At 42.4% G+C, this 16,128-nt stretch carries 14 protein-coding genes; 11 read left to right on the top strand and 3 right to left on the bottom strand.

Translation table 11 applies throughout. From position 1 onward, the window contains the following. Positions 1-167 precede the first annotated feature (167 nt). From ftsX to ftsY, 3 genes are read right to left on the bottom strand one after another with little or no spacing between them, the layout of a single operon-like run. Positions 168-1,154 carry a permease-like cell division protein FtsX gene (gene ftsX / locus LPA49_RS10860; protein WP_065978123.1) on the bottom strand — a complete coding sequence of 329 codons (987 nt, stop codon included), beginning with the start codon at positions 1,152-1,154 and terminating at the stop codon, positions 168-170. Beyond that, positions 1,151-1,828, bottom strand: a complete 678-nt coding sequence (ftsE, locus tag LPA49_RS10855) for a cell division ATP-binding protein FtsE (protein WP_075594080.1) — start codon at positions 1,826-1,828, stop codon at positions 1,151-1,153. The genes ftsX and ftsE overlap by 4 nt, the downstream gene beginning before the upstream one ends. Before the next feature lie 55 nt (positions 1,829-1,883). After that, positions 1,884-3,929 carry a signal recognition particle-docking protein FtsY gene (gene ftsY, locus LPA49_RS10850; RefSeq protein WP_230236527.1) on the bottom strand — a complete coding sequence of 682 codons (2,046 nt, stop codon included), beginning with the start codon at positions 3,927-3,929 and terminating at the stop codon, positions 1,884-1,886. Positions 3,930-4,139: 210 nt separating this feature from the next. On the opposite strand from ftsY, the gene rsmD reads away from it, so the two are divergent. The 11 genes from rsmD to purD all read left to right on the top strand — a co-directional run bounded on the left by rsmD (position 4,140) and on the right by purD (position 16,109). Further along, positions 4,140-4,757, top strand: coding sequence for a 16S rRNA (guanine(966)-N(2))-methyltransferase RsmD (rsmD, locus tag LPA49_RS10845; protein WP_199524323.1), 618 nt, complete (start codon positions 4,140-4,142; stop codon positions 4,755-4,757). Positions 4,758-4,902: 145 nt separating this feature from the next. Next, entirely contained in the window at positions 4,903-5,118 is a 216-nt protein-coding gene (gene rpsU / locus LPA49_RS10840) for a 30S ribosomal protein S21 (protein ID WP_002957797.1), read from the top strand. A gap of 21 nt (positions 5,119-5,139) precedes the next feature. Then, positions 5,140-5,586: a GatB/YqeY domain-containing protein gene (locus LPA49_RS10835; RefSeq protein WP_036971016.1), complete on the top strand. Its 447-nt coding sequence runs from the start codon at positions 5,140-5,142 to the stop codon at positions 5,584-5,586. A 135-nt stretch (positions 5,587-5,721) separates the two neighbouring features. Beyond that, the gene (gene dnaG / locus LPA49_RS10830) at positions 5,722-7,473 is read left to right on the top strand and encodes a DNA primase (protein WP_036971774.1); all 1,752 of its coding nucleotides are present in this window, start codon (positions 5,722-5,724) and stop codon (positions 7,471-7,473) included. 123 nt (positions 7,474-7,596) lie between these two features. Beyond that, positions 7,597-9,447, top strand: coding sequence for an RNA polymerase sigma factor RpoD (rpoD, locus tag LPA49_RS10825; RefSeq protein ID WP_230236525.1), 1,851 nt, complete (start codon positions 7,597-7,599; stop codon positions 9,445-9,447). 66 nt (positions 9,448-9,513) lie between these two features. Further along, positions 9,514-10,395, top strand: a complete 882-nt coding sequence (prmA, locus tag LPA49_RS10820; RefSeq protein ID WP_036971022.1) for a 50S ribosomal protein L11 methyltransferase — start codon at positions 9,514-9,516, stop codon at positions 10,393-10,395. Positions 10,396-10,655: 260 nt separating this feature from the next. Then, positions 10,656-11,627, top strand: coding sequence for a tRNA dihydrouridine synthase DusB (gene dusB / locus LPA49_RS10815; protein WP_036971025.1), 972 nt, complete (start codon positions 10,656-10,658; stop codon positions 11,625-11,627). A gap of 21 nt (positions 11,628-11,648) precedes the next feature. Further along, positions 11,649-11,939: a DNA-binding transcriptional regulator Fis gene (gene fis / locus LPA49_RS10810; RefSeq protein ID WP_002957804.1), complete on the top strand. Its 291-nt coding sequence runs from the start codon at positions 11,649-11,651 to the stop codon at positions 11,937-11,939. Between the two features lie 362 nt (positions 11,940-12,301). Further along, on the top strand, positions 12,302-13,888 hold the full coding sequence (gene purH, locus LPA49_RS10805; protein ID WP_036971028.1) for a bifunctional phosphoribosylaminoimidazolecarboxamide formyltransferase/IMP cyclohydrolase: 1,587 nt from the start codon (positions 12,302-12,304) through the stop codon (positions 13,886-13,888). A 96-nt stretch (positions 13,889-13,984) separates the two neighbouring features. Beyond that, positions 13,985-14,806 carry a class I SAM-dependent methyltransferase gene (locus LPA49_RS10800; RefSeq protein WP_036971030.1) on the top strand — a complete coding sequence of 274 codons (822 nt, stop codon included), beginning with the start codon at positions 13,985-13,987 and terminating at the stop codon, positions 14,804-14,806. A 16-nt stretch (positions 14,807-14,822) separates the two neighbouring features. After that, on the top strand, positions 14,823-16,109 hold the full coding sequence (gene purD, locus LPA49_RS10795) for a phosphoribosylamine--glycine ligase (RefSeq protein WP_036971033.1): 1,287 nt from the start codon (positions 14,823-14,825) through the stop codon (positions 16,107-16,109). Positions 16,110-16,128 lie beyond the last annotated feature (19 nt).

Here is a 16,128-nt window from a genome sequence, read left to right as displayed (position 1 = left end):
AACTTTTTTAAAGCTCAAATCAAGTGGTTTTTGTATCTATTTTTAGTCTACGCTAACACGCTGAATATGCGGTGAATTCTAGCTTTAATTGAAAGAGCGATAAATTTATTACTGCTTTTATTTAGTGCTAATAAAGCAGTGTAACAACGAATTGTTACACTTTATTGTTATACTTTATCGGGTTCTATTTCTTTTATATATCTATTTACAGACAAATACGAGCCGACAAAACCAAGCCCCGTTGCAAGTGCAACTAAAATGGCAAATTCAGATAACGTCAAACCGATTAAATTAAAACGGCTGCCATAAACTCCCGCGACTTCGCTCACCGCTGCACCTAGCCACCACATCATCAAAGCAACACAAATAAATGAAAATAGTCCACCGATAATGCCATACCAAATACCCGTCCATAAAAATGGCGCATGTATAAATGCATTGGTTGCCCCCACTAACTTCATAACTTGGATCTCTTCCTTTTTATCCATGATAGATAAACGAATCGTGTTTCCAATGATCAAAGTCACCGAGGTTAATAATAGTAAAGCAATGGTAATGACGCTCTCTTTTAATAAGCTTAACAGTGCGTTTAAGCGCTCAAGCCATGCAATATCCAGTTTACCAAAATCAACTTCACGCTCATCTTCAAGTTTTTTCAGTAACTGTTCAGCAGCATTTGGCTGACGATACCGTGCCGTCGGTGTCACAATAACAACATCGGGCAGTGGATTCGCATCTAAGTATTCTAATGCTTGTCCAAATCCTGACACCTGCTTAAATTCAACAAGCGCATCTGCTTTAGAAATAAACTCAACCTTATCGATTTCAGGGTAAAGCGCTAAACGTTTGACTAATGTTTGTGTTTGTTGCTCTGTCATAGACTCTTTAACAAACAACGAAATTTCAGCGGCATCTTCAAACCCGCTGCTTACCTGAGACACATTTTTCACGACTAAATACAAGGTCGCTGGTAACGTTAAGCTTAGCCCTAATACCGCAATAGTCATCAAGGAGGCAAGTGGCGTGCGCCACATTTCACCTAAGCTATGCACACCTTGACGGATTAAGTTAATAAAAAAGAAATACGGCGCCGCTAGAATTGATTTCTGCTGACGATCATTGTGACTGGCTCTACTTTTAAATAATAGGCTCATAGCGCTCCCTCAGCTAATGGATCCTGGATCATACGTCCATCTTTAAGGGTTAGGCTGCGATAGCGCATCCGTGCAATTAAACCAATATCATGGGTGGCAATTAACACCGTCGTACCATGATTATTAAAGTCTTCGAATAAGCGTAAAATATCCATTGAAAGTTCGGGGTCTAAATTACCGGTCGGTTCATCAGCTAACAAAATAGGCGGTGAATTTACGATAGCCCTCGCAATTCCCACGCGTTGTTGCTCGCCTCCAGATAAAGTCGCAGGGTTACATTTGGCTTTATCAAGTAAGCCCACTTTATCAAGCGCACCATGCACACGCTTTGCAATTTGTTTATGGTGTGTGCCTTCAATAATCAACGGCAAAGCGACATTATCAAATACCGAATAGCGTTCTAACAAACGATGGTTTTGAAAAATAATCCCTATATCACGGCGTACATAAGGAATTTGACGAGACTTAACAGCATTTAAATCAATATCATTAATTAGTACTTTGCCAGCCGATGGACGTTCCATCAAACTAATCAGCTTTAATAATGTACTTTTACCTGCGCCACTATGCCCAGTTAAAAAAGCCAACTCGCCTGACTTAATATGAAAACTGACTTTTTCCAGCGCACGGTGACCGCCGGGGTATGTTTTACTGACTTGCTGAAAATTTATCATTTTAGTTATCAATCATCTTGCAGCTGAAAAGGGAGCATGCTCCCTTTTTTATGAATTATACGTCGTCCTCATCTTGGCTAAACAACGCATCAATGAAGTCATTACTATTAAAAGTACGCAGGTCGTCGATTCCCTCGCCAACGCCTATGTAACGAATTGGAATATTAAACTTATCTGCCACAGCAAAGATAACCCCCCCTTTTGCTGTCCCATCCAGTTTAGACAAGGTAATACCCGTTAAGCCAACACATTCATTAAATAGTTTTACTTGGCTAATGGCATTCTGCCCCGTGCCCGCATCAATTGTTAGCATGACTTCATGCGGCGCATCTGGGTCTATTTTCTTCATTACACGCGCTATTTTTTCAAGCTCTTGCATGAGGTTATCTTTATTTTGCAAGCGCCCTGCTGTATCCGCGATTAATACGTCTACATTACGTGCTTTCGCCGCTTGAAAGGCATCAAACACAACCGATGCACTGTCTGCACCAGTATGCTGTGCAATAACAGGTATACTGTTACGCTCGCCCCACACTTGTAATTGCTCAACCGCGGCGGCACGGAAAGTATCCCCCGCAGCCAGCATGACTGATTTACCTTCATTTTGGAATTGCTTAGCAAGCTTACCAATGGTCGTGGTTTTACCCACCCCATTTACACCCACCATTAAAATAACAAATGGTTTTTTATTTTCTGGCAAAGTTAATGGCTGCTCAGCTGTCTTTAACATTGCGGCCATTTCCTGCTTCATTAGCTCGTAAAGTGCATCGCCATCTTTAAGTTGTTTTCGATCGGCTGCATCTGTTAGATTATCAATCAACTTCATGGTTGTATCGACACCTAAATCAGCCGTTAATAGCTGCGTTTCTAACTCTTCGAATAGCTCATCATCAATTTTTTTACCACTAAAAATAGAGGCAAAGCCCGAGCCAATATTAACGCGAGTTTTTAATAAACCTTTTTTAAGGCGGGCAAAAAAGCCTTCTTTTTTCGGTTTATCGGTTACTTGCTCTGTTTTTTCTTTTTCAATACGAGCTTGTTCTATACGCTCAGCTTCAGCTTGTTCTGCTGCAATACGTTCCTGTTCTACACGTTCAGCTTCAGCTTTTTCTGCTGCAATGCGCTCCTGTTCTAAACGTTCAGCTTCAGCTTTTTCTGCTGCAATACGTTCTTGCTCTACACGTTCAGCTTCAGCTTTTTCTGCTGCAATGCGTTCTTGTTCTACACGTTCGGCTTCAGCTTTCTCGGCTGCAACACGTGCTTGCTCTACACGTTCGGCCTCTGCTTTTTCTGCTGCAACGCGTTCTTGTTCTACACGTTCAGCTTCAGCCTTTTCTGCTGCAATGCGTTCTTGTTCTACACGTTCGGCTTGTGCCTTCTCTGCTGCAATGCGTGCTTGTTCTACACGTTCGGCTTCAGCTTTTTCTGCTGCAACGCGTGCTTGTTCTACACGTTCGGCTTCAGCTTTTTGTGCTGCAATTTGCTCTGCTTCACGCTGCGCCTGTTCAGCTGCAATACGCTCCTGCTCTAACTTCATGGCCGCTTCTTGCTCTGCAAAACGCGCTTGTTGTTCTTGACGACGTTGCTCTGCTGCTTGCTGTTCTGCAGCGATACGTTCAGCTTCAGCCTTTTCTGCCGCAGCGCGTTCCTGCTCTATGCGCATCGCTTCTGCTTTTTCTGCTGCAATACGTTCTTGTTCTACACGTTCAGATTGTGCCTTCTCTGCTGCAATTTGATCTGCTTCACGCTGCGCCTGTTCCGCTGCAATACGCTCTTGCTCTAACTTCATGGCCGCTTCTTGCTCTGCAAGACGCGCTTGTTGTTCTTGACGACGTTGCTCTGCTGCTTGCTGTTCTGCTGCGATACGTTCAGCTTCAGCCTTTTCTGCTGCAATACGTGCTTGTTCTACACGCTCGGCTTCAGCTTTTTCTGCTGCAATACGTTCCTGCTCTAAGCTCGCCGCTTGCGCTTTTTCAGCTTCAATACGCTGTTGTTCTTCTAATTGCTTTTGGTTATCAGCCTCATTTGCTGTTTGCTCTGCTTGTTGTTTTTCTGATTTGCCAAAACCAAACCAAGACAAGAATTTACTTTTTTTTGCCATACTTGCTAATAACCACTTATAAAAATCTGATAAACTTACATGAATAATAGTTTGGTGATAGTTCAGCTATGCTCAGCCAAACCGAAACGGGTACCATCTATCCTAAGGTCGCAATACTACCATTTTTAGCGCAGTAGAAAAATGACACACCAGCTATTGCTTGCAATATTATCTGAGCTGGGGGTCAGTTACCAATAATTAGTGAGTTAAATGAGAAAAAAATCAACAGCTAACCGCCAAGTAAACGCTAGCAATAATAAATCAGCAAATGGCTTTATCCGTATTATTAGCGGACAATTTCGTGGCAGAAAACTTCCTGTTAAAGATGTACAAGGTTTACGTCCAACGACTGATCGCATTAAGGAAACCGTGTTTAACTGGTTAATGCAAGATACGCGTGATGCAGCGGTCCTTGACTGCTTCGCAGGTTCTGGCGGGTTAGGATTCGAAGCGTTGTCACGCTTTGCTAAACGTGCTGTATTTTTTGAGCTTGATAAAAGTGCTGCATCTCAACTTATACAAAATATAAGCACCCTCAAACTTGAAAATGCCACAATTAAACAGGGCGATAGCCTCGCATTATTGGCAAATAATTCGCTAGATGAGCAGTTTGATCTTGTTTTTGTTGATCCGCCATTCCGACAAAATTTAGCTGAAAAAAGTTGTTTATTACTCGAATCAAATCAATGGTTAACTGAGCAAGCGTTGATTTATGTGGAACTTGAAAGTGAGCTAACCAGCTTCACTCCCCCAGGTAACTGGCTGCTTTTAAAGGAGAAATCTGCAGGGCAGGTAATTTGTCGTTTGTATCAACGAGAGCCAAATTAATACTGTTTAGCCGCCTCAGTTTCTGTTAATATTATTCTTTACATGTGGTGTTGCTTCGGATTACAATACCGCACCATTTTTGAACCACTTGATCGTTATTCGATCAACTTGAGCAACGCTCATTATTTAGGTAGGTGAATTTTTAATGCCAGTAATTAAAGTAAGAGAGAACGAACCGTTTGACGTAGCACTTCGTCGCTTCAAGCGTTCATGTGAAAAAGCAGGTATCCTTTCAGAAGTTCGTCGTCGCGAGCACTATGAAAAGCCAACAGCTGAGCGTAAGCGTAAAAAAGCTGCTGCAGTAAAGCGTCACATGAAGAAGCTTTCTCGCGATAACGCACGTCGCGTTAAATTATACTAATCAGTATTTGGTCTTGTATAAATGAGCCTTTTATTAACGCTAAAAGATGCGCAAAAAGATGCGATGAGAGCAAAAGACAAAGACCGTCTTAAGCCAATCCGCATGGTACTTGCTGCAATCAAGCAACGTGAAATTGACGAGCAAATCACGCTAGACGACGACGGAATTACCGCTGTTTTAGTGAAGCTTGTAAAACAACGTCGCGACTCTTACACCCAGTATATTGATGCGGGTCGTGAAGATTTAGCAGAAATTGAAGCCAATGAGATTAAAGCTCTTGAAGAATTCTTACCTCAACAATTGAGTGAAGAAGAAATCATTGCTCTTATTGACTCGGCTATTGCTGATACAAACGCAGCAGGTATGCAAGACATGGGTAAGGTAATGGGAGTAATCAAAAGCAAAGCCGAAGGTCGTGCCGATTTAGGTAAGATTTCTGGCTTAATCAAGCAACGATTAACTGCCTAACCCCCACATACAGACGTATGATTCAAGCAAACCGAGCCTAGTGCTCGGTTTCTTGTTTTTAGTCTTTCATAAAGAGAGTAATTGTGTTCAAATCTCACTTTAGAACGTAAAAATAGCGCAGGAAAAACAACAGCTATGGCCGGAAAAATCCCTCGACAATTTATTGATGATTTGCTCGCACGAACAGATATTGTTGAGCTAATTGATTCAAAAGTTGGCCTAAAAAAAGCCGGGAAAGACTACCAAGCATGTTGCCCTTTTCACAACGAAAAAACCCCGTCATTTACTGTTTCTCAAGATAAACAGTTTTACCACTGCTTTGGTTGCGGAGCGAATGGTAATGCCATTTCGTTTGTCATGGAATACGACAAATTAGAGTTTGTTGATGCTATTGAAGAGCTAGCTAGTATTCTAAATTTAGACGTACCACGTGAGCAAGGCACTAGTTCAGGTCCACAGCGTACCGCCGAGCAAAAACGTTCCGATTACGATTTAATGCTTCATGCCGCCCGTTTTTATCAGCACCAATTAAAACACCATAGCAACTCAAAAGCGGTAATTGATTACATAAAAGGCCGTGGCCTAAGCGGTGAAACCGCTAAAAAGTTCATGATTGGTTATGCGCCAAGTGAATGGGAAGCACTGTGCCAGCAATTAGGCCGAAATAAAGAGCAAAAAGAGCAATTAATTGAGCTAAAACTCGCGTCTGAAAAGTCGCCGGGTCGCCAATTTGACTTTTTTCGTGATCGGCTCATGTTTCCTATTCGTGATAAGCGAGGCCGGGTTATTGCCTTTGGTGGTCGCGTGATGCAAGCCGATCAAGGCCCAAAATACCTTAACTCTCCTGAGACACGTATTTTCCACAAAGGTTTTGAGCTTTATGGTTTATACGAAGCGAAACAAGCACATAAGAAACTTGAACATATTTTAATTGTTGAAGGGTATATGGATGTGGTTGCCTTAGCAGAGCAAGGCATTGAATACGCTGTAGCAGCACTTGGCACAGCAACCACAGCTGAGCACATGCACACCTTGTTTAGAACCACTGATAAAGTGATATGCTGCTATGATGGTGATAGAGCGGGTCGTGATGCAGCATGGCGCGCACTCGAAAATGCCCTGCCTTATTTAGCTGATGGCAAATCACTTCAATTTGTCTTTTTACCTGACGGTGAAGACCCCGACTCATTGGTACAAAAAGAAGGAAAAGAGGCATTCGAAGCACGCCTAGCAGAGGCCGATGATTTCAGCAAAGTGTTGTTCAGCAAGCTAAGCCAAGAGATTGACCTAACGAAAGACGCTGGCAAAGCAAAGTTACTCAGTGATGCCTTACCTTTAATCGAAAAAATACCGAGTGAATTTTACCAAGAAAATATACTGGAACATTTGGGCCGATTAATTGGTCGTACACGAGAGCAATTGAGTAATCGGGTTAAAACCCCGAAGCAGCAACATGCAATTGAGCGTAAATTTAAAATAACGCCGATGCGTCAAGCTATAGGTATTTTATTGCAGCATCCGAATCTAGCAACGAGCATCGCTTACATGCCTGAACTTGCTGAAATGAAAATTGCCGGCATTGAGCTATTTTTACGGATACAGCATTTAGCACGTGAACGACATGGTATTACAACCGCGCAAATCTTAGAATCGTTCCGAGATAGCGCTGAATATGATGCATTAGTGAAATTAGCAACTTGGCAGCATCAAATAAATGACGATCGTTTAGAGACAGTTTTCAAAAATACTTTTAAATTTATTGAAGACCAGTGTTTAAATTATCGACTAGAGACCCTATTAATAAAAGACAAGACCCAAGGCTTAAGCAGCGAAGAACGGCTAGAATGCCACTTACTGACGCAAGCGTTAAAAGGCAGCAACAGCTAGTCAGAATTGAATAAAGCTGTTATACTGTGCTATTCACTGCGTCTAGTTAGTTTTCGTGTCGCTTATTTTTTAAGCGAGCTGGCGCCTGTTGTATCAACTTTCAGAGTGGAAGAAAAAATCTCTATGGATCCAACTCCTCAGTCACAATTAAAGCTTCTGATTCAAAAAGGTAAAGAGCAAGGTTATTTAACTTTTGCAGAAGTTAATGATCACCTTCCACAAGACATTATCGACTCAGATCAGGTAGAAGATATCATTAGCATGATTAATGATATGGGTATCAAGGTAAGTGAAAACGCGCCTGATGCCGATGAATTAATGATGCAAGAAACAACGACAGACGAAGACGCAGCAGAAGCCGCAGCCGCTGCACTTGCGACTGTAGAAAAAGAGATCGGTCGAACGACTGACCCTGTGCGTATGTACATGCGCGAAATGGGTACTGTTGAGCTACTTACACGTGAAGGCGAAATTGTTATCGCCAAGCGTATTGAAGAAGGTATCAACCAAGTTCAGATTTCTGTTGCTGAATACCCTGAAGCAATTACATATCTACTCGAGCAATGGGACAAGTTTGAAGCAGAAGAAATGCGCTTAAGCGACATTATTTCTGGTTTCTTTGATCCTAATAATGAAGACGAATCACAAATTTCTGCGACTCACATCGGTTCAGATCTAAATGAAGAACAGCTCGACGACGAAGACGACGATGACGACGACGACGATGATGACAGCGATGATGATGCAGATGGTGACACAGGTCCAGATCCTGAAGAAGCACGTGTCCACTTCGAACATTTGCGTGAGCTTTACAATAAAGCACGCGATACATTCGAAGCAAAAGGCCGCTCACACCCTGATTCACAAGCTGCTATTTTTGAAATCGGTGAACTGTTTAAAACATTTAAACTAGTTCCTAAACAGTTTGATCGCATGGTAAACAACATGCGTGAAATGATGGATCGCGTTCGTGTACAAGAACGTCTTATCATGAAGCAAGCTGTACAAATTGCGAAGCTACCAAAGAAAAACTTTGTGAAGCACTTCGCTAACAACGAAACAGACACTGCTTGGATTGATCTTGAAATTGCTGCAAACGAGAAGTACTCAGTAGCACTTGAAGAAGTAAAACCAGAAATAATTCGTTGTATTAGCAAGTTATCTGCAATTGAAGAAAGCACAGGCTTAAGCATTGAGCGTATTAAAGATATCAACCGTCGTATGAGCATTGGTGAAGCTAAAGCGCGCCGTGCAAAGAAAGAAATGGTTGAAGCCAACTTACGTCTTGTAATTTCAATTGCTAAAAAATACACCAACCGTGGTTTACAATTCTTAGACCTTATCCAAGAGGGTAACATTGGTCTAATGAAAGCGGTTGATAAGTTCGAATATCGCCGTGGTTATAAGTTCTCTACTTATGCAACATGGTGGATCCGTCAAGCAATTACGCGTTCAATTGCTGACCAAGCGCGTACCATCCGTATTCCTGTGCACATGATTGAGACGATCAACAAGTTAAATCGTATCTCTCGTCAAATGTTACAAGAGATGGGCCGTGAGCCGAGCCCAGAAGAGTTAGCTGAGCGCATGTTAATGCCTGAAGATAAAATTCGTAAGGTACTTAAAATCGCTAAAGAGCCAATTTCGATGGAAACTCCTATCGGTGATGATGAAGATTCGCACTTAGGTGACTTCATTGAAGATACAACCATTGATTCGCCAATTGATTCTGCAACAATGGAATCTCTTCGAGGCGCAACCAATGACGTATTAGCAGGTCTAACAGCACGTGAAGCTAAAGTACTGCGTATGCGTTTCGGTATCGACATGAACACCGACCATACTTTAGAAGAAGTAGGTAAACAATTTGACGTAACACGTGAACGTATTCGTCAAATTGAAGCGAAAGCGTTACGTAAATTACGTCACCCTTCTCGCTCAGACTTACTAAAAAGCTTCTTAGATGCTAAATAAATAGCATTATTAATATATTAACTAAAAGGCCGCTGTTGCGGCCTTTTTTCTATTTGAGAGACGACCATGGCTTGGATCCAAATTCGCATAAATGCAAACGCTGATAATGCCGAGATGATCAGCGACTTACTTATGGACACTGGCAGCGCATCGGTTACTTATGTTGATGCGAAAGACACCCCTATTTATGAACCAAAACTTGGTACAGTACAACTGTGGGCTGATACCACGGTGATTGGTTTATACGATGCTAATCATGATATGGACAGCGTCGTAGCCGTACTTAAGGCTGAACCGACGCTCGCTGACAAACTCGTATACAAAATTGAGCAACTTGAAGACAAAGACTGGGAACGTGAGTGGATGGATAACTTCCACCCGATTAAGTTCGGTGAGCGCTTATGGATTTGTCCAAGCTGGCGTGATATTCCAGAACCGGATGCAGTCAATGTATTGCTTGATCCTGGTCTTGCTTTTGGCACGGGCACACATGCAACGACAGCGCTATGCTTAAAGTGGCTAGAAAGCCAAGATTTAACCGGAAAAACGGTCGTCGACTTCGGGTGTGGCTCAGGTATTTTAGGAATTGCAGCGATCAAATTAGGTGCTGAACGTATGATCGGCATCGATATTGATCCTCAAGCAATTGAGGCCAGTCGCGATAATGCTGAGCGCAATGGTGTTGCAGACAAGCTCGAAGTGTATTTACCTGAAGATCAACCTGATTTTAGTGCTGATGTGGTTGTTGCGAATATCTTAGCACAACCTCTTAAAGAGCTTCATGAAGTCATTTTGGGACTATTAAAGCCCAACGGTAAAATTGCTATGTCGGGTATTTTAGAGGAACAAGCACAATCTGTTGCCGATGTTTACGCACCGTTTTTAGCACTTGACGAGATTGCTGTTGAAGGTGAATGGACACGTGTTAGTGGTACCAAAAAGTCATAATACACATCTGAACATTTAATAGGTAAAGCCAGTATTTAACAGGCTTTACCTTATTTTTACACTCTTCAATTTGTTATCTATTTTCACGCGAATTTTTTTCTGGTTAAATAACAAACAAATCAACCCGCCCGTCAAACTGTTATCAAAAGTCAATACAAAATAGGCAAAAAAAAGTCACTTTTGTTCAATTTATAGCCTTTGATTTTTGCAAAAAAAGCCGTAAACTTAGCGCCCCTTGAAAAGAGGCCTATTGAATAACAGTGCGTATCGGTTCATACCAACTTGAGAACAACGTAATTGTCGCGCCAATGGCAGGCATTACAGACAGACCATTTAGACAACTTTGCCGTCGCTTAGGTGCGGGGCTTGCGGTATCTGAAATGCTCTCGTCAAACCCAAAAGTGTGGAAAACCGAAAAGTCGATGAACCGTATGGATCACAGCGGTGAATCGGGTATTCGCTCGGTGCAGATTGCCGGAGCCGATCCTGAGCTTATGGCACAGGCTGCACAATTCAATGTTAGCAACGGTGCACAGATCATAGATATTAATATGGGGTGCCCAGCTAAAAAAGTGAATAAGAAACTCGCAGGCTCAGCCTTATTACAGTTTCCTGAATTAGTGGAAGAGATACTCGATGCAGTTGTTAATGCTGTCGATGTCCCTGTCACCTTAAAAATCCGTACTGGATGGGATCAGGATAACCGTAATGGTGTCGAGATTGCGAAAATAGCTGAACGTTATGGCATTGCTTCTTTGGCTGTACATGGGCGTACGCGCGCATGTATGTACAAAGGTGAAGCAGAGTACGCCACGATTAGGGATATTAAACGTTCAGTGTCGATCCCTGTCGTTGCCAATGGTGATATTACATCACCAGAAAAAGCAAAACAGGTTTTGGATTATACGGGTGCAGATGCCATTATGATTGGTCGAGCCGCCCAAGGTCGCCCTTGGATATTTAGGGAGATAGACCACTATTTGCGAACTGGAGAACATTTGCCAGCACCTGAAATTGCAGAGGTGCGTAGCATTTTGATGGAGCACTTAGCAAACCTTCATCAGTTTTACGGTGAGCCAATGGGAGCGCGTATCGCTCGTAAGCATGTATCTTGGTATTTGCAAACCCATGACAGTGACGGTCAGTTTAGGCGAGTATTTAATGCGTTAGATAACCCACAGGCACAAGTCGACGCATTAGAGCAATACTTTAAAACACTAGCAGCTAACTAAGAAAGAAAGAGACATATAACGATGTTCGAACAAAACGTGACTTCTCCATTTATCACAAACCCTCATGTACAGTCACACGAGAAACCACAGCCGTTGCGTGATGCAGTGAAAAAAGCGGTTCATCACTACTTGAAGCAACTTAATGGTCAAGACGTACAAGACGTATACGACCTTGTTCTTTCTGAGCTAGAAGCACCATTACTTGAAGAAGTAATGACGTACACGCGTGGTAACCAAACTCGTGCAGCAATCTTACTAGGTATCAACCGTGGTACTTTACGTAAGAAGCTTAAAAAATATGGCATGAACTGATACCAGTTGTATTGAAACCGTAATCATTCTAACGAGCTAAATAAGTCCCTAACTGCGTTAAAAATTTCTTATGTAGAATAACTACACTGCAAAATTTTTGCCTTGTTATTGACTTATTTCTCTGTCGTTATAATTACTTACTAATCCAATACAACTGGTATAGAAGTTTTTTAAGAACTGGTATATAAGTTTTTAAAGAGCTGATATAAAAGTTTTGAATAAAAAGCACCTTAGGGTGCTTTTTTTATAACCGTTAAAAACTATGCAAATTCCTCACGCTTAAAACATCGTTTTCTCAGCAATATTCAGTTAAAATACCGCCTTTCTAAGCTAGCTCAAACATTGAGGTAATCAAAACTACAATGGATACACATCGTCCAATTCGTCGCGCACTATTAAGTGTGTCAGATAAAACCGGTATCGTTGAATTTGCTCGCGCTCTTGAAGCTCAAGGCGTAGATATTTTATCAACAGGCGGTACTTGCAAATTACTTGCTGATAATGGCATTAAAGTCACTGAAGTATCTGACCATACTGGTCACCCTGAGATCATGGATGGTCGCGTAAAAACACTTCATCCAAAAATTCATGGCGGCATTCTTGCGCGTCGCGGCCAAGATGAAGATGTAATGAGCGAGAACAATATCTCTGCTATCGATATCGTTGTAGTTAACTTATACCCCTTCGCAAATACAGTTGCGAAAGAAGACTGCAGCCTTGAAGATGCAATTGAAAACATTGATATCGGCGGTCCAACAATGGTGCGTGCTGCAGCGAAAAACCACAAAGACGTGACTATCGTTGTTAATGCGAAAGACTATGACCGTGTAATCAGCGAAATGCAAAGCAACAATGGCTCAACAACGTATAAAACACGTTTTGACCTAGCGATTGCTGCGTATGAGCACACAGCACAATACGATGGTATGATTGCAAACTACTTCGGCAAAATGGTTCCTGATTATACAGAGGAAGCTGCTGAAGAAACTAAATTCCCTCGTACAATCAACATGCAATTCACTAAAAAGCAAGACATGCGCTACGGTGAAAATTCACACCAAGATGCTGCTTTCTATGTTGAAAATGACGTTGCAGAGGCATCTGTTGCAACTGCAGTACAACTTCAAGGCAAAGCATTATCATTCAATAACATCGCAGATACGGATGCTGCATTAGAGTGTGTTAAAGAATTCGACGTACCCGCCTGTGTTATCGTAAAACATGCGAACCCATGTGGTGTGTCTATCGGTGAAAATATTCTTGAAGCTTACGACCGTGCATTCAAAACTGACCCTACATCAGCATTTGGTGGCATTATTGCTTTTAATAAAGAGCTAGATGCAGACACAGCCGAAGCGATTGTTTCTCGTCAGTTCGTAGAAGTTATCATTGCTCCTAAAGTATCAGAAGCTGCAGCACAGATCGTTTCAGCTAAACAAAACGTACGTTTATTAGAATGCGGTGAATGGTCTGCCAAGACAACAGGTCACGATATCAAACGTGTTAATGGTGGTATCTTAGTTCAAGACCGTGATTTAGGTATGGTAACCGAAGGTGACCTTAAAGTTGTTACTAAGCGTCAGCCTACTGAGCAAGAATTAAAAGACTTATTATTCTGCTGGAAGGTTGCAAAATTCGTTAAGTCAAACGCAATTGTTTACGCTCGTGACGGTATGACTATTGGTGTAGGCGCCGGCCAAATGAGCCGTGTTTACTCAGCGAAAATTGCAGGAATTAAAGCAGCTGATGAAAACCTTGAAGTAAAAGGCTCTGTAATGGCATCTGATGCATTCTTCCCATTCCGTGACGGTATTGATGCAGCTCGCGACGCTGGTATCACAGCGGTTATTCAACCTGGTGGTTCAATGCGCGATGAAGAAGTTATCGCGGCAGCTGATGAAGCGGGTATGGCAATGGTATTTACTGGTATGCGCCATTTCCGCCACTAATTACATAAAGGGTTAAGCAAATTGTTTAACCCTTTTTGTTTGCTACTAATTCACGTATTCTGATTATTAATAACCCTAAAAATGAAGGAATAGATGATGAAATTTGCCGTAAAATCGCTACTTGTTGCAAGCCTAGCACTTGCATCTGCACACGCACTCAGTCACAGCCATGAATCAGCGCTTACAAGTGCTGTACAATCAAGTGAACGTGACGCTAAAAACAGCGCGCGCGATACATATCGCCACCCTATTGAAACCCTTGAATTCTTTGGTTTCAAACCGACAATGACAGTGGTAGAAATTGCCCCTGGTGGTGGTTGGTACAGCGAAATCTTAGCGCCGGCTGTAAAAGGTCATGGCGTCTATTACGCGGCACATTTCCCAGCTGATTCAGAAGTCGGTTATTATCAACGTTCATTAGCGGGTTTTAAGAAAAAGATGAGCGATGATGCACGTTTTAGTGAAGTAAAACTCACTGAATTTGCTCCCATTACTCACCTTGATATTGCCCCAGCCGGCAGTGCTGACTTAGTACTCACATTTAGAAATGTACACAACTGGTACATGGGTAAAGAGAAAGAAGGCACCTTAAGTGCATTTAAAGCATTTTATAAAGCACTTAAACCTGGTGGCACACTAGGCGTTGTTGAACATCGCCTTCCTGAATCTCGTAGTGATGACGATCAGAAATCTTCAGGTTATATGAAACAAAGCTATGTGATTGATATTGCAAAACAAGCAGGCTTTGAACTGGTAGCAACTAGTGACATTAATGCAAACCCACTCGACACAGCAGATCACCCTAAAGGGGTATGGACATTGCCACCACGCTTAGCGCTTGACGAACAAGACGCTGCAAAATATAAAGCGATTGGTGAAAGTGACCGCATGACGCTGAAGTTTAAAAAACCGCTTTAAATAGGATTATTTCGCCATGAATGTACTTGTCATCGGCAGTGGCGGCCGCGAACACGCACTTGCGTTTAAGGCTGCTCAAAATAGTAAAGTAAACACGGTATTCGTTGCGCCAGGTAATGCTGGTACGGCACTAGAGCCAAAACTTGAAAACGTTGCAATCAATGTTGAAGACCTTGAAGGTCTTGTTACGTTTGCAAAAGAAAACGCTGTAGAGCTCACCATTGTAGGTCCTGAAGTGCCATTGGTACTGGGTGTTGTTGATACATTCCGTGAACACGGTCTTGCTATCTTCGGCCCTACAGCTGGTGCGGCACAACTGGAAGGCTCAAAGTCATTCACGAAAGACTTTTTAGCACGACACAATATTCCAACAGCTGATTATCAAACATTTGAACAAATCGACCCTGCTCTTGCTTATTTAAAAGAAAAAGGCGCTCCAATTGTTGTTAAAGCAGACGGCTTAGCGGCAGGTAAAGGCGTTATTGTTGCAATGACTGAGAGCGAAGCTGAAGAAGCTATCCGCGACATGCTTGCAGGTAATAGCTTTGGTGAAGCGGGTAGCCGTGTGGTTATCGAAGAGTTCTTAGAAGGTGAAGAAGCGTCTTTCATCGTCATGGTTGATGGTAAAAACGTATTGCCATTCGCCACAAGCCAAGACCACAAACGTGCTTACAATGGCGATAAAGGTCCAAACACTGGCGGTATGGGTGCATACTCACCTGCCCCCGTTGTTACAGATGAAATTCACCAACGTGTTATGAATGAAGTGATCAACCCTACGGTTGAAGGTATGGCGCAAGAAGGCCACCCTTACACTGGTTTCTTGTACGCAGGTTTAATGATCACTGCAGACGGTACACCAAAAGTGATCGAGTATAACTGTCGTTTTGGTGATCCTGAAACACAACCAATGATGCTGCGTTTGAAATCAGATCTTGTTGAATTAATTGAAGCGGCTAACCGTGAAGAATTAGATAAAACAAGCATTGAATTTGATCCGCGTGCAGCAGTGGGTGTTGTTCTTGCAGCGAAAGGTTATCCTGGTGATTACCCGAAAGGTGATGCAATTAACGGTTTACTTGTTAATTACCCTGAAGGCGAAAAGGTATTCCATGCTGGCACTAAGCAAGATGGTGATGCGGTTGTAACCGCGGGTGGTCGCGTATTATGTGCAACCGCACTAGGTAATACGGTAACCGAAGCACAGCAACGCGCGTATAAGCTAGTTGAGCAAATCAGCTGGGATGGTATGGAGTATCGCACCGACATCGCTTACCGTGCTATTGCACGTGAACAGCATTAAGGTCGAACCTGTACCCTTG

It is taken from the genome of Pseudoalteromonas sp. MB41 (assembly GCF_020966275.1).
In the GTDB taxonomy this organism is placed as follows: Bacteria; Pseudomonadota; Gammaproteobacteria; order Enterobacterales; family Alteromonadaceae; genus Pseudoalteromonas; species Pseudoalteromonas lipolytica.
The sequence above is the reverse complement of the archived record's forward strand: the minus strand, read 5'-3'. Positions and strand labels throughout refer to the sequence as shown.

Bases quoted from the DNA above. Each gene is read 5' to 3' on its own strand.
- rpoD (WP_230236525.1), top strand. From the start codon at position 7,597: ATGGATCCAACTCCTCAGTCACAATTAAAGCTTCTGATTCAAAAAGGT.
- fis (WP_002957804.1), top strand. From the start codon at position 11,649: ATGTTCGAACAAAACGTGACTTCTCCATTTATCACAAACCCTCATGTA.
- dnaG (WP_036971774.1), top strand. From the start codon at position 5,722: ATGGCCGGAAAAATCCCTCGACAATTTATTGATGATTTGCTCGCACGA.
- ftsE (WP_075594080.1), bottom strand. From the start codon at position 1,828: ATGATAAATTTTCAGCAAGTCAGTAAAACATACCCCGGCGGTCACCGT.
- rpsU (WP_002957797.1), top strand. From the start codon at position 4,903: ATGCCAGTAATTAAAGTAAGAGAGAACGAACCGTTTGACGTAGCACTT.
- rsmD (WP_199524323.1), top strand. From the start codon at position 4,140: ATGAGAAAAAAATCAACAGCTAACCGCCAAGTAAACGCTAGCAATAAT.
- ftsY (WP_230236527.1), bottom strand. From the start codon at position 3,929: ATGGCAAAAAAAAGTAAATTCTTGTCTTGGTTTGGTTTTGGCAAATCA.
- LPA49_RS10800 (WP_036971030.1), top strand. From the start codon at position 13,985: ATGAAATTTGCCGTAAAATCGCTACTTGTTGCAAGCCTAGCACTTGCA.
- ftsX (WP_065978123.1), bottom strand. From the start codon at position 1,154: ATGAGCCTATTATTTAAAAGTAGAGCCAGTCACAATGATCGTCAGCAG.
- purH (WP_036971028.1), top strand. From the start codon at position 12,302: ATGGATACACATCGTCCAATTCGTCGCGCACTATTAAGTGTGTCAGAT.
- purD (WP_036971033.1), top strand. From the start codon at position 14,823: ATGAATGTACTTGTCATCGGCAGTGGCGGCCGCGAACACGCACTTGCG.
- LPA49_RS10835 (WP_036971016.1), top strand. From the start codon at position 5,140: ATGAGCCTTTTATTAACGCTAAAAGATGCGCAAAAAGATGCGATGAGA.
- prmA (WP_036971022.1), top strand. From the start codon at position 9,514: ATGGCTTGGATCCAAATTCGCATAAATGCAAACGCTGATAATGCCGAG.